Raw genomic sequence first — 15,401 nt, forward strand, 5'->3', positions numbered from 1 at the left:
GCATGGGCGATTGGCTGATCAGCGGACCCACCGGTAGCGCCGCTCCGGCCGCCCCGTTCCGCCGTACCGCAGCGTCACCTCGGCGCGGCCCGTATCCGCGAAGTACTCCAGATAGCGGCGCGAGCTGACGCGTGACAGCGACCCCGACTCGGCGCACTCGGTGGCGGACAGGCCCTCGGGGTGCTCGCGCAACGTGCGCTCCACCAGGTCCGCCGTGTGCGCCGCGAGGCCCTTCGGCAGCTCGCGCGAGCCCGGCGGGCGGGTCCCGAAGATCTGGTCGACGTCCGCCTGGCGCACCTCGCCCTGCTCGGCGAGCTCGTCGAAGCGGGTACGCATCGACGCCACATGCCGCAGCTGCTCCTGCAGAGCCGCCTGGTTGAACGGCTTGATCAGGTAGTGCAGCGCGCCCGCCCGCAGCGCCGCCCTGATGACCTGCGCATCCCGTGCCGCCGTGATGACCAGCGCGTCCACGGTGTGCCTGCCCTCGGCCCGCTCCTCCGCCGCGCGCAGTTCGCGCAGCACACTGATCCCGTCCATATCGGGCAGATATACGTCGAGCAGGATCAGATCGGGTCGCAGTCGCTCGGCGGCACGCAGCGCCTCGGCGCCGCTGTGCGCCACCGCGACGACCGTAAATCCGTCCATCGCGGACACGCAGCGGCTGTGCAGCTTGGCGACCATGAAGTCGTCGTCCACCACCAGCACCTTGGTCACCGCGCAAGGCTAGGTCCCGACCACAACGACCACAACGTCCGTTGATTGCGGAAGGGCGACAGCTTGTTAACACGCGGGCAACATGTGGGCCACTTCACAAGTTTCCGTGAATTCCCAGTTCACACGTCTCACACGTTCAAACGGACAGGTGGTGGCCCAGGTGCGCATGCGCACTCCCCTCGCCCTGCTCGGGGCGGCACTGCTGGTACTGGTGGGGCCGCCGCTGCTCACCACAGGCAGCGGCGCCGACACCGGCACGCAGATCCCCGGCCTGCGCTTCATGGTTCCCAACACACCCGGCGGCGGTTACGACATCACGGCCCGCACGGCCGCGAAGAACGCCGAGGACGCCGGGCTCACCCACAACATCGAGGTGTTCAACCTGCCGGGCGCCGGCGGCACCGTGGGCCTGACCCGGCTCGTCGGCGAACACGGCAACGGCAAGCTCGCCATGTCGATGGGCCTCGGAGTCGTCGGCGCCGTACACACCAACAAGTCACCCAAGACCCTCGGTGACACGACGCCGATCGCCCGGCTCACCGAGGAGCAGGACATCGTCGTCGTCGCCAAGGACTCCCCGTACAAGACCATCGACGACCTCCTCGCCGCCTGGAAGAAGAACCCCGCCAAACTCCCCGTCGGCGGCGGCTCCTCACCCGGCGGGCCCGACCACCTCGCCCCCATGCTGATGGCGAAGGCCGCGGGCATCGAGCCGAAGACCGTCAACTACATCCCCTTCGACGGCGGCGGCGAGCTGCTCGCCTCCATCCTGGGCAACAAGGTCGCCTTCGGCGTCTCGGGCGTCGGCGAATACCTCGACCAGATCAAGTCGGGCGAGCTGCGGCTCCTCGCCGTCACCGGTCCCCAGCGCGTGAAGGGCCTCGACGCCCCCACCCTGCGCGAGGCGGGCCTCGACACGGACTTCACCAACTGGCGCGGCATCGTCGCGCCGCCAGGACTGACCGACGCCGAGCGCGACAAGCTCGTCACGCTCGTCGAGAAACTGCACGCCTCGCCCGAATGGCAGGAGTCGATGAAGAAGAACGGCTGGGACGACGCGTTCCTGACCGGGGAGAAGTTCGGCGACTTCCTGGACGAGCAGGACAAGAGCGTGGACTCGGTGCTGAAGGAGCTGGGGCTGTGACCACCGGAACCGAAACCCCCGCCCGCAGGCCCCGGTCCTGGCTGCGCGAGCACTCCGAGATCGGCGTCAGCGTACTGCTGTTGCTGCTCGGCGTCCTCGTCCTCACCGACGCCCTCACCATGGACGTCGACATCACCCAGCGAGGCCCCGTCGGCCCCAGGACCGTCCCGGTCGTCGTCGGAATCGCCCTGCTGCTCGTCGCCGTACTCCTCGCCGCCGACGTCCTGCGCGGCGGCCGCGGTGAGGCCGAGGGCGGCGAGGACATCGATCTGAGTGAGCCGAGTGACTGGCGTACGGTCCTGCTCCTCGCCGGAGTCTTCCTCGGCAACGCGGTCCTCATCGACCCGCTCGGCTTCCCCATCTCCGGGGCCCTGCTCTTCTGGGGATCGGCGTACGCCCTGGGCAGCCGCCACTACGACCGCGACCCGCTCATCGCGGCCGGCCTCTCCCTCCTCACCTTCTTCGTCTTCAACAACCTGCTCGGAGTCCCGCTCCCCGGTGGCCCCCTGATGGAGGTGCTCTGAGTCATGGACTCCCTCAACTCCCTTCTCGACGGCTTCGGTACGGCCCTCACACCGATCAACCTGCTCTGGGCCGCGATAGGCGTCCTGCTCGGCACGGCCATCGGCGTACTGCCCGGCATCGGCCCCGCGATGGCGGTGGCCCTGCTGTTGCCAGTGACGTACGGTCTCGAACCCACCGGCGCCTTCATCATGTTCGCGGGCATCTACTACGGCGCGATGTTCGGCGGCTCGACGACGTCGATCCTGCTCAACACCCCGGGTGAGAGCGCGGCCGTGGTCGCGGCCATCGAAGGCAACCCGATGGCGAAGGCGGGGCGCGGCGCGCAGGCGCTGGCGGCCGCCGCCATCGGCCACTTCGCGGGCGGCATGATCGGCACGATCCTGCTGGTGGCGCTGGCCCCGACGGTAGCTTCCCTCGCCGTTGACATCGGCGCGCCGGACTACTTCGCCATCATGGTGCTGGCCTTCATCGCCGTGACGTCCGTACTCGGATCGTCCCGCATCCGAGGCGCGGCATCGCTCCTGATCGGCCTGACCATCGGCCTGGTCGGCCTCGACCAGATGACCGGCCAGCAGCGCCTCACCTTCGGCTCGCTCCAGCTCGCCGACGGCATCGACGTGGTGATCGTCGCGGTCGGCCTCTTCGCGATCGGCGAGGCGCTGTGGGTGGCCGCGCACCTGCGGCGCGCGGTGGCAGAGCCCATTCCGGTCGGCCGCCCGTGGCTGGGCAAGGCGGACGTCAAGCGCACCTGGAAGTCCTGGCTGCGCGGTCCGCTGATCGGCTTCCCGTTCGGGGCGATCCCGGCCGGTGGCGCGGAAATCCCGACGTTCCTCTCGTACGTCACCGAAAAGCGCCTCTCGCGGCACAAGGAGGAGTTCGGGAAGGGCGCCATCGAGGGCGTGGCCGGTCCGGAGTCGGCGGCCTCGGCCTCCGCCGCGGGCACCCTCGTCTCGATGCTGACGCTGGGCCTGCCGACGACGGCCGTCGCCGCCGTCATGCTGGCCGCCTTCCAGCAGTACGGCATCCAGCCAGGACCGCTGCTCTTCGAGCGCGAACCCGATCTGGTGTGGGGCCTGATCGCCTCGCTCTTCGTCGGCATGGTGCTGCTGCTCCTGCTCAACCTGCCGCTGGCGCCCCTCTGGGCGAAGCTGCTGCGCATCCCGCGTCCGTACCTCTACGCGGGGATCCTCTTCTTCGCGGCGGTCGGCGCGTACGCGGTGGGCGGCGAGGCACTGGACCTGGTGATCCTGCTCGTCATCGGCCTGATCGGGTTCGGCATGCGGCGGTACGGGCTCCCGGTGCTGCCGGCGGTGATCGGCGTGATCCTCGGCCCGGCGGCGGAGCAGCAGTTGCGGCGGGCGCTCCAGATCAGCGACGGAAGCGTGACGGGTCTGGTCAACACCCCCTTCTCGGTGACGGTTTACGCCGTGATCGTGATCCTGCTGGCGTGGCCCTGGCTGAAGAAAGTGGTGATGCGCGGCCGTCGTAACGTGTCGGTATGACAACCGCGACCATCCGCCCCGCCACCTCCGCCGACGTACCGAGGGTGAAGGCCGTGACCGACGCGGCCTACCACCACTACATCGAACGGATCGGCGTCGTACCGGCCCCGATGGAGGCCGATCACGGCGCGAACGTCGCGGCGGGGCGGGTGTTCGTCACGGGCGACCCGGTCGTGGGTGTCCTGGTCCTCGTCCCGCACGAGGATCACCTCTGGCTGGACTCCGTCGCGGTCCACCCCGACGCCCAGGGCACGGGGACCGGCCGCCGCCTGCTCGCCTTCGTCGAGGCCTACGCGCTCTCGCTCCGCCTGACCGAGGTGCGGCTGCTGACGAACGCGAAGATGTGGGAGAACCAGAAGCTGTACGAGCGGTACGGCTACGAGATGGTGGAGCGGCGCGTGGAGGGCGTGTACGACCGCTTCCACTACCGCAAGCCGCTGTCGGCGTGATCGTGATCGTAATCGTGACTGCGGCGCCGCGCTGCGGCACTGGTGCTCGCTGCTGAGGCCGGCGGGCGGCTGCTCCTGATCGAGGGCGTCCGGTCCGGAGAAGGCATCCCGGCGGCCGAGGTGATGGAGGCACTGGCCCCCCTCACCTCCCACGTACGGCACGAACCGCTGTCCGCCGACGCGTCCTTGTGGGGCCGTACGGTCGACGACGACCGGTACGCGCTGATCGCCCGCCCTGCGCCGCGCCCCCGCCACACCGAAGTGGTCGACGTACACCTCGTCCTGCGCCGGGGAGACGAGGTGCTGCTCGCCCGCCGGGCCGGCACCGGGTATGCGGACGGTCTGCTGCACGCGCCCTCCGGGCACGTCGAGGACGGCGAGGACGTACGGGCGGCGATGATCCGTGAGGCGGAGGAGGAGACCGGCATCACGCTGAGCCCGGACGACCTGCGCGTGGCCCTGGTCATGCAGCACCGGGGGCCGGGCGGCGATCCGAGAACGGGCTGGTTCTTCGAAGCGGAGTGCGGGGCGGACCGCGAACCGTACAACCGGGAACCGGACAAGTGCTCCGAGCTCACCTGGCACCCCTTGAGCGCTCTCCCCGCAGACATGGTCGCCTACTGCCGTGCGGGCCTCGACGCGTACCGGGCAGGGGAGCGCTTTGTCATCCACTGGCACGAGGACGGCGATTCGATCGCCTACGACAGCACGGGGGAGCGGCGAGCGATTCACCTCCCGGCGACGGGCACCCCAGCATGACTAGGAGTACGGGCATGGGAAGGCGTACGCGTGTGCGGCAGGATCTGCGTATGACCCGTGTCTCGCGATGTGTGCTCGCCATCCTGTTGCTTCCCCTCGTGCTCACCGCCTGCGGTGCGCAGAAGGCGAACGACGCCGCTGCCGCACCGCCGTCGGCCGAACTCAAGGCGCGGGCCGGGGAGTCGGCGATCGAGCTGATCTACGTGACCGAAGCGCCGGGGTACGAGCTGGCCAGGCAGTCCGTCGGCGTCATCGGCAACGACGGCTTCTCCGCCGCGTACTTCTCCGCCGGCAGCGGCGGACAGATACAGCTGTCGGTCGACCGGGGGAAGCTGGACGAGGCAAGCTGCGAGAAGCAGTCGGCGGGGTCATCCGGAGCCGGTGAGCCCGTCGTGTGCGAGCGCGACGGCGACCTCTGGTACCGCGCGGCGGCCGGCACGCATGAGTACGCGCGGGCGTACGAGGGGCACGTGGTGCGGATCAGCGCTGATGCGAACCGCGTGGACCGTGCCACCCTGCGGCGCGCCGCCGAGAAGGCCCACCGTGCCGACAACGAGGAGCTGGACGAGGTGCTCCCGCCGAGCGGTGAGGGTGGCGATACCGGTACGGGTACCGGCGCCGGCGATATGCCCGAGCGCGGCGACCTGCCCCCGGTGGGGGACGGTGCCCCCAACAACGATGTGGGGGCTTCCGGCTGAGCCCCGGCCTCGGGCTACTTACCTCAGTGGCTGAGCAGCCCGGCCAAGCCCGCGCCGCGCGCGCGGAGTTCGAGGGCGTCGAGGGCGCGGCCGGCCTCGGCCGCCGCCTCCGGGTCGCGCGTCGCGAGCCCACTCGCCTCGAACTCGTCCTCGTCAAGACGCAGGACGGTGGCGCCGTCCGCCGACACCCACAGGTCGAGGTCCAGGTCCTCGACCTCCACCCGGCCACCGGCGACCACCGCCGGGCGCGTCACGTCGCAGTACCAGCCCTTCAGCGTGCCGTCACCCGCCCTGACCTCCTTCACGGCGTACCACTGGTCCCGCCAGAAATGCTCCGTGAACACGTCGCCCGGCTCGAACCGTACGAAGCCGAAGTCCCGTACACCCGGCGCCGCCCACGGGGCGCGCACCACCAGGTGAGTACCGTCGTCGGAGAGCACCGACGCCGGGTAGCGGATCTTCGTACGGCCGGCCTTGATGAGGGCGATCTCGATTTCGCCGGCGACTTCAGCCGATTTCGCGGACATGGCGTACCTCCGAGGCACAGATCTCGTATCCAAACCACTTGTTGACGGCGAGCATGGGCTGGTTGTCCGCGTCGTTGCTCGTGTACGCGTCCGTGTAGCCGGCGGCGCGAGCGCGGAGCAGGGAGTCGGTCTTTGCCAGCTTCGCGAAACCGCGGCCTCGGTGGGCGCGCACGGTGCCTGTCATACCGGACCAGTAGCGGGTGAGGCCGTCCGTGTGGGCCGCGGTGAACGCCGCGACCTGACCGCCGACCAGCACCACCGTGGAGAGGCCGTGGTCGAGGAGCGGGTGGTTCCAGGTGTGGTTGAGCCAGTCGTCGTAGTCGGTGAAGTCCGTGCTGATGTCGCTCGGCTCGTCGGCGGTGGTCTCCGCGTCAGCCTTGAACATCGGCCTGGGGTCGTCCATGAAGTCCGCCGCGGTACGGAGCTCGACCCCGGCGGGAAGCGGCTGCCGCTCCGGGAGCGGGGCGTTCGCCAGGTCGAGGTGCTGGAAGTGCAGCGGGCGGGTCGGCCGGTAGCCGCGCTTCTCGGCGAACGCGCGGGACTCGGGTGTGTCCAGCACCCAGGCGTACACGGCCGTGGCGCCCTCGGCGGCCAGATGCTCCTCTGCCGCGCGCAGCAACAGCGACCCCGCGCCGCGGCCGCGACGGCGCGGGCTGATGTACGCCGTGAGCGAGGACTGGCCCGGCTCCGTGCTGTCGTACGCGATGCCCGCGAAGGCCGTGCCGATGACTTCGCCGTCCTCCTCGGCCACCAGCATGCGCATCTTCTTGTCCGGGTGCGCGGTCTCCCGCTCGAAGGCCACGGACTCCCGTGTCGTCACCATGAAGGGAACCGCCGCGCGGCGCACCCGGACCCACGCATCGGTGTCGGCAGGCGTGAACTCACGAACGATCAGCGTCATGTGCCGCACGTTACGCGCGCGGCGTGTTCCGCTGCTTCCCAATTTTCTTCCGTGGGGGACAATCGGGCGGTGACCTTGAAGATCGACATTGACGTGGACGCCGGTATCGCGCCGTACGAGCAACTGCGTGCCCAGATCTCGGAGCAGGCCCGCGCCGGTGCGCTGCCGGTGGGCTACAAACTGCCGACCGTACGCGGTCTCGCGGAGGAGCTCGGTCTCGCCGCGAACACGGTGGCGAAGGCGTACCGGGCGCTGGAGAGCGACGGCGTGATCGAGACGCGGGGCCGGAACGGGACGTTCGTGGCGGCGGCGGGAGATGCGGCGGAGCGCCAGGCCGCGGCGGCGGCCCAGGGCTACGCGGAGCGCGCGCAGCGTTTGGGCCTTGGCCATGAGGAGGCGCTGGCGGCGGTACGGGACGCCCTGCGGGCGGCGTACGGGGGGTAGCGCGGGCTGCGGCGCCGTGTGCGGGGTGCCGCTGCGCGGGGCTTTCCCCTACCCGCCCCTTCCCGAACTGGGGCGCTGCCCCAGACCCCGCTCCTCAAACGCCGGAGGGGCTGAAGATGGCGGGGGTATCCAGCCCGTCCGGGGTCTGGGGCTTGCCCCCACGCGGCGGAGCCGCAAAGTGTCACAGCGGGAAGGGGCGGGTCGGGGAAAGGCCCCGCGCAGCGCCGCTACAGGTACATGCCCGCGTCCGGGCCGGCCGGCTGGGGCGGGACCGACGCCGGGCCGGTGCCGCGGCGCAGCGCGTACAGCTCCGCCAGGGTCGCGCCGTCGCGCCCGACGCCCTCCTCCGTGCCCAGCCAGCTCACCGCCTCCGCCCGCGTCAGCGACCCCACCTCGATGCGCGCCATGCACCGCCCCGGCCGCACCACCGCCGGATGCAGGCGCTCCAGGTCCTCGTTGGTGGTGACGCCGACCAGGACATTGCGGCCCTGTCCCAGCAGACCGTCCGTCAGGTTCAGGAGGCGGGAGAGCGCCTGGCCCGCCGTGTGCTTGGCCTCGCCCCTGATCAACTCGTCGCAGTCCTCCAGCAGGAGCAGCCGCCAGCGGCCCTTCGCCGAGCCGTCGTCCTCGCCGATCGCGATGTCCATCAGATAGCCGACGTCGTTGAAGAGCCGCTCCGGGTCCAGTACGCAGTCGACCTGGCACCAGTCCCGCCAGGAGCGGGCCAGCGTGCGCAGCGCGGACGTCTTGCCCGTACCCGGCGGGCCGTGCAGCAGGAGCAGCCGGCCTGCGATGTCGTCCGGGGTCACCTTCATCAGCCGGTCCATGGCGTCGGCCACCGGCGCCGTGTAGTTGGGCCGCACCTCGTCCCACGTACCGGCGGCGATCTGCCGGGTGGTGCGGTGCGGGCCGCGGCGCGGGGAGACGTACCAGAAGCCCATCGTGACGTTCTCGGGCTGTGGTTCGGGTTCGTCCTGCATCCCGTCCGTCGCCTGCTTCAGGATCTTTTCCGCGAGGTCGGACGTGGTGGCGGTCACGGTGACGTCCGCGCCGCGGGTCCAGCGGGACACGAGCAGCGTCCAGCCCTCGCCCTCGGCGAGCGTCGCGCTGCGGTCGTCGTCGCGGGCGGCGCGCAGGACCTTCGCGGACGGCGGGAGGAGCGAGGCGCCCGGTTTGACGCGGTCGATCGACTTGCTGTGGGAGTACGGCTGCTCGCCCGTCGCGAAGCGGCCGAGAAACAGCGCGTCGACGACGTCCGACGGCGAATCGCTGTCGTCGACGTTCAGCCGGATCGGCAGAGCGGCCTCAGGGTTTGCGGACATGGCGCCCATGATCCGGCACGAGGCCGCCCCGTGCACCCCGGTTTCCCACGTTCATCCGTTCTCGGAGCACCGTGCCGTTACGTGCCTGTTCCTGTCGTACCTGCCGGAATGCGAGCCCCCGCCGATACCCTGACCGGTGATGCGACGCCATGGGTGGGACTCCGGGGCAAGGCGGTGGCGGTTCACCGCACTGATCGGCGTGGGCATCGTCGCGATCGCCCTCGTACTGACGATGTGCGCGACCCTTCCCGACGGGAACGGGAACGGGAACGGCAACGGGAACGGGAGCGGGAGCGGCGACGCCGGCACCACCACCGACGGCGACAAGGTGCACGGCACCCCCGTGCCGCCGCGCGCCGCACCGGAGTCCGAGCTCGGCTGGGGCTTCACGCACACCCAGTACAGCGCCGACGAGGGCCACGCCGGCGCCCTGCGCCGCGCCGAGGACACACTGTCCGCGCGGCCGCTGCCCCAGGTCCAGCACATCATGGGATGGGGCGCCGAGAACCCGGAACCCTCTCCCGGCCGGTATCAGTTCGACGAGCTGGACAGCCGTGTCGACCTGATCCGCAGGACCGGCGGCACCCCCGTCATCACGCTGTGCTGCGCGCCCGACTGGATGAAGGGCGGCAAGGTGGGCGCGGACCACACCGACTGGAGCAAAAGGTCCCTGGAGACCGCCCCCAGCCCCGAGCACTACGAGGACTTCGCGAAGCTTGCCGGCACCGTCGCCAGGCGCTATCCCGACGTACGCCACTTCATCGTCTGGAACGAGTTCAAGGGCTTCTTCGACGACGGCAGGGGGCGCTGGAACCACGAGGGCTACACCCGCCTCTACAACCTCGTGTACGCCGAGCTGAAGAAGGCCGACAAGGAGATCCTGGTCGGCGGTCCCTATCTCGTGATGGACAGTTACGAGCCTCGCGACACGACGTATGCCTCCGCTCTCAAGGGGCCCTGGGGCAGCGTCGACCAGCGCGTCCTCGACGCCTACACCTACTGGAACAAGCACAAGAAGGGCGCCGACTTCGTCGTCGTCGACGGCGCCAGCTACACGCGCGACGACGAGTTGCTGCCCGACGAGTTCCGCGCCACGGACAAGCTGACCGCGGTGAGTGCGTGGGTCCGCGACCGGTCGGGCGGGCTGCCGGTGTGGTGGGCGGAGTACTACGTGGAACCGGGCGACGACGATGACGACCGCGACGGCTGGAGCGAACCGCACCGCACCGCCGTGCACGCCGCGGGGCTGATGGCGATGGCCCGAGGCGGCGCGAGTACGGCCTTCTACTGGAACCCGCAGAAGAGGGGCACCGGCCAGTGCGCCGGATGCCTGTGGAGGCCGACTCAGCCGGCCGACGGCGGCGGGGCGCTGCCGATGATGAGACTGCTCTCGCGGTTCGCGAAGGAGTTCCCGCCGGGGACCCGGTACGACGAGACCGTGCGGGTCGCCGCCGCCGGCGTACCTCATCTCCGCGTCCTCGCCGACGACGAGACCGTCCTGGTGGTGAACACCCTCGACCGCCCCGTCAGGGCCGAGGCCGACGGGAAGTCCTTCGACATGAAGGGTTACGAGGTGAGGTGGCTGGCGCGCTGAAGCCGCGCCGGCCCACCCCTCACCTCATGACATCGTCCACAAGCGCTGCACCAGTGAGGCCAGCAGCACGGCCAGCAGCGGCAGCGAGAACCAGAACGTGCTCTGGAGCCACCCCAATTGCCGCACGCCGGGTGCCACCGCCACCCGTACGACCTCGCGCGCCGCCAGCAGCACGATCAGCACCAGTGCGGCCGACGCGCCCACCACGGACCACGGCGTCCAGGTGATCGTCGGGCCCGCCGGGCCCGGTGCCGGCTTCTCGACCGGGCCGTCGGGCTGCTCGCGCAGCGCGTACATCGACACGTCCGCGTTCGACAGGACCTTGCTCAGTTCCGGCCGCTCGTCGAGATTCGCGGTCAGCCGCTTCTCCCAGGTGTCCGGGTAGCCCGCGTCGAGCCGCAGGTAGGTCGACTGGCTCCGGTTGATCATGAGGTACGAGTTCGGGCCGGCGTCCTTGAGCGACTTGACCAGGCCCGCCACCAGCACCGGATCCACGGGTGCGCGTGTCGGTACGTAGGTGACCTTCTCCATGTCGCGTGCGCCCCACGGCATCGCGGGGGTGACCTCGTCGACGGGGTCGTTGCTCATCCACAGCAGCCGCACCGACGGATCGTCGTGCGCGTACACGAACTCCATCGCCGCGACCTCGCCGGTCCTGGTCCGTTCGAAGGGCTCGTTGCCCCAGCGGGCGACGAGGAAGCCGCCCATCAGGAGCAGGCCCGTCAGCAGCGCGGCCAGCGGCGCGAGGCTCTTGCGGTCGGTCTCCCGCCCGGCCGCCGTGACGCCGGTCCGCGGGAAGAGCGCGAGCCCGGCGAGCAGGGCCGCGCCCGGCAGCGCGAACATGAAGACACGCAGGGCCATTTCACCGCCGTACGACTGCATGCCGAAGCCCAGGAACGGCACGAAGGCCAGCACGAGCAGTGAACGCTCGCTGTAGCCGGCGAAGCGCCGCCGCCACCAGCCCCAGCACGCGAAGGCCAGCACACCGCCGGCCATCGCCACCCGGACGTACAGCACCAGCTTGTGGGTCGAACTGCCGCCCTCGATACGGCCCGAGACGGACGACGTCACATTGCCGCCCACGCCGCCCACCCCGCCGAACAGCTCGTCGAAGTGCCCCGACCAGTACGGCTCGGCGAAGAAGTCGATCCAGACCGCCACCAGTACGGCGAACAGCATCGGCAGACCGCGCAGCGTCGACCGGCCCGCCATCACCAGGACGGCGAGCACCCCGAGCATGACGAACGGCGTGAGCTGGTGGGCGGGGACGGTGGCCGCGAAGAGGCCGACGAGCACCAGCAGCAGCACCGCCTTATCGCGCCGCCCCGCCGGCCTGACCTCCGCCTCGCCCGGGCGCCGCTTCGTCCACAGCACGCGTGGCTCACGGAACCAGACCAGCAGCACGGCGACGAAGGCGAGATACATCCCGTACGTGAAGCCTTGCGGCGAGAAGTAGTCCTGCCCGACCCATCCGCTGAGCACGAAGATCCAGGCCCCGGCCCACTTGGCGCGCCAGCTCGCCCGCATCGAGCGCGTCAGGAGGAACAGCGGCGGCAGATAGAGCAGCTGCATGGCCGTCGGCCACCAGCGGATCACCGGCGACATGTCGGAGACGCCGCACGCCTCGGCGACGAAGGTGGCCGCGGCGAAGAAGCCGGGCCAGCTCCAGCGCGCGTCGAGGTCGGGCACCGCCGTGCCGGTCCTGTTGATGTAGTCCATGAAGCCGAGGTGCTGCCAGGCCGTCGGGAAGCGCGGTTCGGCCTCCAGTACGGCGGGCAGCGCGTGCAGTGACACCACCGTGGCCAGCAGCACCGCTGTCAGCAGTACGGTCCGTGGCCGGTCCAGCCACAGCAGCGAGGCGAACGACAGCGCGAGCAGGCCCGCGCCGAGCAGCGTCGCCGACGGCAGTACGGAGATCAGCCCGAGGCCGCCCATGCGGTCGAGACCGGCCTCACCGAGGTCGCGCACCGGCAGCCAGTAGAGCGCGAGGGCGGCCAGGAGCAGCAGTCCGACGCCGAGTTCGGGGACGTGGAGGCGCAGGGCGCGCGGTGAAGTCGCGCTCCTCTCGCGCTCCTCTCGCTCATCGCGTGCCTCGCTTGCCTCAGCCGTCTCGCTTGCCTCTGAGGACGGTGTGGCAGCCGGTACGGACGAGGGGGAGCGGGGCGACGGAATCGCCCTCGGCAGCGGCGACTTGAGCGCCCACGTCGGCCGGTGGTCACGCTCACCGGCCTTGCCGCCCCCCGGCACCGGCGTCCCGGCGGCCGGAGTCTCCGGCCCCGGCCGCACATCGGGCCGGCGCTCCGGGTGGTCGAAGTCCAGCCGCGCCCCGAGCGGCATCGTGGGCGCGTCGAGCGCCGAGCGCAGGGCCCAGCGCGTGCCAAACTCGCCGCCGGCCGCCGGTTCCGCATCCGTACGGCCGCCACCGGGGGAGCCGGAGCCGGCCGCGTCCCCTCGGTCACCGTCGACCGCCAGGTCCGCCAGGTCACCGTCCGGGGCCGCCGCGTCCGCGCCCGACGGCCCGGCGGGCCCGGCGGGCGGCGCCGGCCGTACGACGCGGTACAGCATCACGCCCGCCACCGAGGCCACGACCGCCAGGCTGGAGATCTCCGCGATTCCCGCCCCGACGAGCCCCATGCGCGGCAGCAGCAGCAGGGTCAGGCCGAGCACCAGGACGCACAGCCCGCCCTGGAGGTAGGCGAGCGGGGAGGTGCGGCTCTGGGCGCGCAAGACCGCGAAGTACACCTCTATGACGACGCGCAGCAGCGCCCCGACGGCGAACCAGCGCAGCAGCGGCGTCGCGGCGTCCGCGTACCCCTCGCCGAACACGCCCAGGATGTACGGGGCGCCGAAGAACAGGACCGCCGCGACCGGCAGCATGATGCGCGCCATGCGGCGCAGCGCGGCGCGGCAGTTCCGGGCGAGGGTGCTGGGGTCGTGCGCGCCTTCCACCGTCAGCGAGGCACCCATGTTGATCGCGAGCAGGTTGACCGTGCCGCCGATGGTGGTGGTGATGTAGAAGTACGCGTTGTCCTCGGAGCTGACCTGGGAGGCGACGATCACCGGCACCGCGTAGACGACGGCCAGCGAGAACAGCGAACCCGTGTAGTCGCCCGCCAGGAACCGGCCCATCTGACGCAGCGTCGGTGGCCGGGCGCGGTCCTCGGTGGCCGCCACGTGCCGCGGCACCAGACGCCGGAAGACCAGCCACCCCAGCGGGATCACGGACACGGCGATCGCCGCTACCCAGGAGACGAAGACGCCCGCGGTGGGGACCGAGGCCGCGATCACGATCAGGAGCACCAGCTTGACCGCGGAGAAAACGGCATTGCCGACCGGCACCCACAGCGCGCTGCGCAGGCCTGTCAGTACCCCGTCCTGGAGCGTGAGCAACGACCAGGCGACGACGGCGAGTACGAAGCCGAGGCCGTTCACGGGGCCGTCAAGGAAGCTGTACGAAGGGCCCCACAGGCTGAGCGTGGACAGGAAGACCAGCGCCGCCACCGCGACCACCACGGAGCTTCCCGCGTACGTCCGCCAGACCAGCCGCCCGGTCCGGCGTCCCGCCACCGGTATGAAGCGCGCGAGCGCTCCGGTGAGCGTCAGTGCGGTCAGGCCGGCCAGCAGCTTCATCGCGGCGATGGCCGCCGAACCCTGGCCGACCGCCGACTCCGAGTAGTAGCGGGCCGCTGCCAGCCAGAAGCTGAGGCCGAGCAGCGCGCTGATGCCCGTATTGAGCATCAGCGCGTAGGCGTTGCGGAAGAGCGGATTCCCGCCGCCCTTCCCCGGCAGCCGCAGGCGTCGCCCGGACGACGGCTGCCCCGTCGGCGGGCTTTCGGCGCTCCCGGCCCGGGTGGTGGTCGTGTCAGACACGGCTCCTGCTTACCTTCCGGCCGGCCGCTCCGACCCTGCGGACCACGGCGTACCCCTTGGTGAGGAGCCGGTCCCCGGCGAAGTCGCGGGCGGCCGGCCGGCCGTCCACCAGCCGCTCGAACTCCTCGATACCGGTTCCGCGCCGTACGGTCACCCGCTTCAAGGCGTACGGCCCCTGGCGCCGCTCGGCGAGGGCGTTCCCCACGGCTAGCGACTGCGCGAAACCGGCCTCGCGCACGGCGCGGCGCACGCGCCGGCTGGAGTAGCCGTACGGATAGGCGAAGGAGACGGGCCGGGTGCCCAGCTCCTGTGTGAGGATCTCGCGGCAGCGCACCGTCTCGGACCACAGCTCGTCGTCGGCGAGCTGGTCCATCTGCGGGTGGGTGTGGCTGTGGCCGCCGATCTCGGCCCCGGCGGCCGCCAGTTCCCGCACCTGGTCCCAGTCGAGCATGGTGTCGATCGCGCCCCCGCAGTGGTACGGGCCGCGCAGCCAGCCCGTCGCGACGAAGAGGGTGGACGCGAAACCGTGCTTGACGAGGACGGGGAGGGCGTGCCGGTGCACGCCCTCGTAGCCGTCGTCGAAGGTGATCAGCACAGGACGCCTGGGCAGCTTGCCACCGCCCCGCCAGGCCGCGCCCAGTTGGGCCGTGGTGAGCGGGTTGAAGCCGCGCTCGCCGAGCAGTCCCATCTGCTCGGCGAACGCCTCGGGAGACACCGAGAGGGCGTACGCCGCCCTGGCGGGCCGGTGCCCCACCGAGTGATACATCAGAACAGGAACCGCCCCCTTCACCCCGCCCCACCCCGCACCTGCGATCTCCCCGCAGCCGACCGGACCGCCGAGCCCTGGCCCGCTAGCGGGGCTGCGCCCGCTACCTGCGGGCCTGCGCCCGCTGCCGGGGCTGCGTCCGGCACTTGCGGGGCTGTGCCCGGCACCTGCGGGGCTGCGCCCGCT

The 15,401-nt window shown here is 71.1% G+C and carries 13 protein-coding genes and 1 pseudogene; 8 read left to right on the forward strand and 6 right to left on the reverse strand.

Annotation, left to right across the window (positions count from 1 at the left end; translation table 11 throughout):
* Positions 1–18 precede the first annotated feature (18 nt).
* Positions 19–714: a response regulator gene (locus G412_RS0132255; RefSeq protein WP_028815644.1), complete on the reverse strand. Its 696-nt coding sequence runs from the start codon at positions 712–714 to the stop codon at positions 19–21.
* Between the two features lie 160 nt (positions 715–874).
* On the opposite strand from G412_RS0132255, the gene G412_RS0132260 reads away from it, so the two are divergent.
* From G412_RS0132260 to G412_RS0132285, 6 genes and pseudogenes are all read left to right on the forward strand, one after another.
* The gene (locus G412_RS0132260; protein WP_028815645.1) at positions 875–1,858 is read left to right on the forward strand and encodes a Bug family tripartite tricarboxylate transporter substrate binding protein; all 984 of its coding nucleotides are present in this window, start codon (positions 875–877) and stop codon (positions 1,856–1,858) included.
* Positions 1,855–2,382, forward strand: coding sequence for a tripartite tricarboxylate transporter TctB family protein (locus G412_RS0132265; RefSeq protein ID WP_028815646.1), 528 nt, complete (start codon positions 1,855–1,857; stop codon positions 2,380–2,382). Before G412_RS0132260 ends, G412_RS0132265 begins: the two co-directional genes overlap by 4 nt.
* Before the next feature lie 3 nt (positions 2,383–2,385).
* On the forward strand, positions 2,386–3,885 hold the full coding sequence (locus G412_RS0132270) for a tripartite tricarboxylate transporter permease (RefSeq protein WP_028815647.1): 1,500 nt from the start codon (positions 2,386–2,388) through the stop codon (positions 3,883–3,885).
* Entirely contained in the window at positions 3,882–4,334 is a 453-nt protein-coding gene (locus tag G412_RS0132275) for a GNAT family N-acetyltransferase (protein ID WP_028815648.1), read from the forward strand. The genes G412_RS0132270 and G412_RS0132275 overlap by 4 nt, the downstream gene beginning before the upstream one ends.
* Positions 4,335–4,350: 16 nt before the next feature.
* A pseudogene (locus G412_RS37010) lies at positions 4,351–5,093 on the forward strand (NUDIX hydrolase); the annotation flags it as partial.
* Between the two features lie 50 nt (positions 5,094–5,143).
* Entirely contained in the window at positions 5,144–5,791 is a 648-nt protein-coding gene (locus G412_RS0132285; RefSeq protein WP_208857966.1) for a hypothetical protein, read from the forward strand.
* A gap of 23 nt (positions 5,792–5,814) precedes the next feature.
* Here G412_RS0132285 and G412_RS0132290 read toward each other — a convergent pair whose 3' ends face one another.
* A complete protein-coding gene (locus G412_RS0132290; protein WP_028815650.1) occupies positions 5,815–6,318 on the reverse strand; it encodes a ribonuclease FAU-1 family protein in 504 nt (167 codons plus the stop codon).
* Positions 6,299–7,219, reverse strand: a complete 921-nt coding sequence (locus G412_RS0132295) for a GNAT family N-acetyltransferase (RefSeq protein ID WP_028815651.1) — start codon at positions 7,217–7,219, stop codon at positions 6,299–6,301. Before G412_RS0132295 ends, G412_RS0132290 begins: the two co-directional genes overlap by 20 nt.
* 69 nt (positions 7,220–7,288) lie before the next feature.
* On the opposite strand from G412_RS0132295, the gene G412_RS0132300 reads away from it, so the two are divergent.
* Positions 7,289–7,663: a GntR family transcriptional regulator gene (locus G412_RS0132300; protein WP_028815652.1), complete on the forward strand. Its 375-nt coding sequence runs from the start codon at positions 7,289–7,291 to the stop codon at positions 7,661–7,663.
* Between the two features lie 227 nt (positions 7,664–7,890).
* Here G412_RS0132300 and G412_RS0132305 read toward each other — a convergent pair whose 3' ends face one another.
* Positions 7,891–8,985 (reverse strand): DUF5925 domain-containing protein, encoded by a 1,095-nt coding sequence (locus G412_RS0132305; RefSeq protein WP_028815653.1) that lies wholly within the window; start codon positions 8,983–8,985, stop codon positions 7,891–7,893.
* Between the two features lie 139 nt (positions 8,986–9,124).
* Between G412_RS0132305 and G412_RS0132310 the strand changes: the two genes are divergently transcribed.
* On the forward strand, positions 9,125–10,579 hold the full coding sequence (locus tag G412_RS0132310; RefSeq protein ID WP_028815654.1) for a glycoside hydrolase family protein: 1,455 nt from the start codon (positions 9,125–9,127) through the stop codon (positions 10,577–10,579).
* Positions 10,580–10,603: 24 nt separating this feature from the next.
* Here G412_RS0132310 and G412_RS0132315 read toward each other — a convergent pair whose 3' ends face one another.
* Together G412_RS0132315 and G412_RS0132320 are read right to left on the reverse strand one after the other, a co-directional pair.
* Complete coding sequence (locus tag G412_RS0132315) at positions 10,604–14,449, reverse strand: lipopolysaccharide biosynthesis protein (RefSeq protein ID WP_028815655.1); 3,846 nt, start codon at positions 14,447–14,449, stop codon at positions 10,604–10,606.
* On the reverse strand, positions 14,442–15,215 hold the full coding sequence (locus G412_RS0132320) for a polysaccharide deacetylase family protein (RefSeq protein ID WP_037650675.1): 774 nt from the start codon (positions 15,213–15,215) through the stop codon (positions 14,442–14,444). The genes G412_RS0132315 and G412_RS0132320 overlap by 8 nt, the downstream gene beginning before the upstream one ends.
* Positions 15,216–15,401: the final 186 nt, after the last annotated feature.

This window comes from Streptomyces flavidovirens DSM 40150 (genome assembly GCF_000429085.1).
Taxonomy (GTDB): Bacteria; Actinomycetota; Actinomycetes; order Streptomycetales; family Streptomycetaceae; genus Streptomyces; species Streptomyces flavidovirens.

Excerpts from the sequence above, each read along its gene's own strand:
- G412_RS0132270 (WP_028815647.1), top strand. The coding sequence starts at position 2,386 with ATGGACTCCCTCAACTCCCTTCTCGACGGCTTCGGTACGGCCCTCACA.
- G412_RS0132275 (WP_028815648.1), top strand. The coding sequence starts at position 3,882 with ATGACAACCGCGACCATCCGCCCCGCCACCTCCGCCGACGTACCGAGG.
- G412_RS0132285 (WP_208857966.1), top strand. The coding sequence starts at position 5,144 with ATGACCCGTGTCTCGCGATGTGTGCTCGCCATCCTGTTGCTTCCCCTC.
- G412_RS0132290 (WP_028815650.1), bottom strand. The coding sequence starts at position 6,318 with ATGTCCGCGAAATCGGCTGAAGTCGCCGGCGAAATCGAGATCGCCCTC.
- G412_RS0132295 (WP_028815651.1), bottom strand. The coding sequence starts at position 7,219 with ATGACGCTGATCGTTCGTGAGTTCACGCCTGCCGACACCGATGCGTGG.
- G412_RS0132305 (WP_028815653.1), bottom strand. The coding sequence starts at position 8,985 with ATGTCCGCAAACCCTGAGGCCGCTCTGCCGATCCGGCTGAACGTCGAC.
- G412_RS0132310 (WP_028815654.1), top strand. The coding sequence starts at position 9,125 with ATGCGACGCCATGGGTGGGACTCCGGGGCAAGGCGGTGGCGGTTCACC.
- G412_RS0132320 (WP_037650675.1), bottom strand. The coding sequence starts at position 15,215 with ATGTATCACTCGGTGGGGCACCGGCCCGCCAGGGCGGCGTACGCCCTC.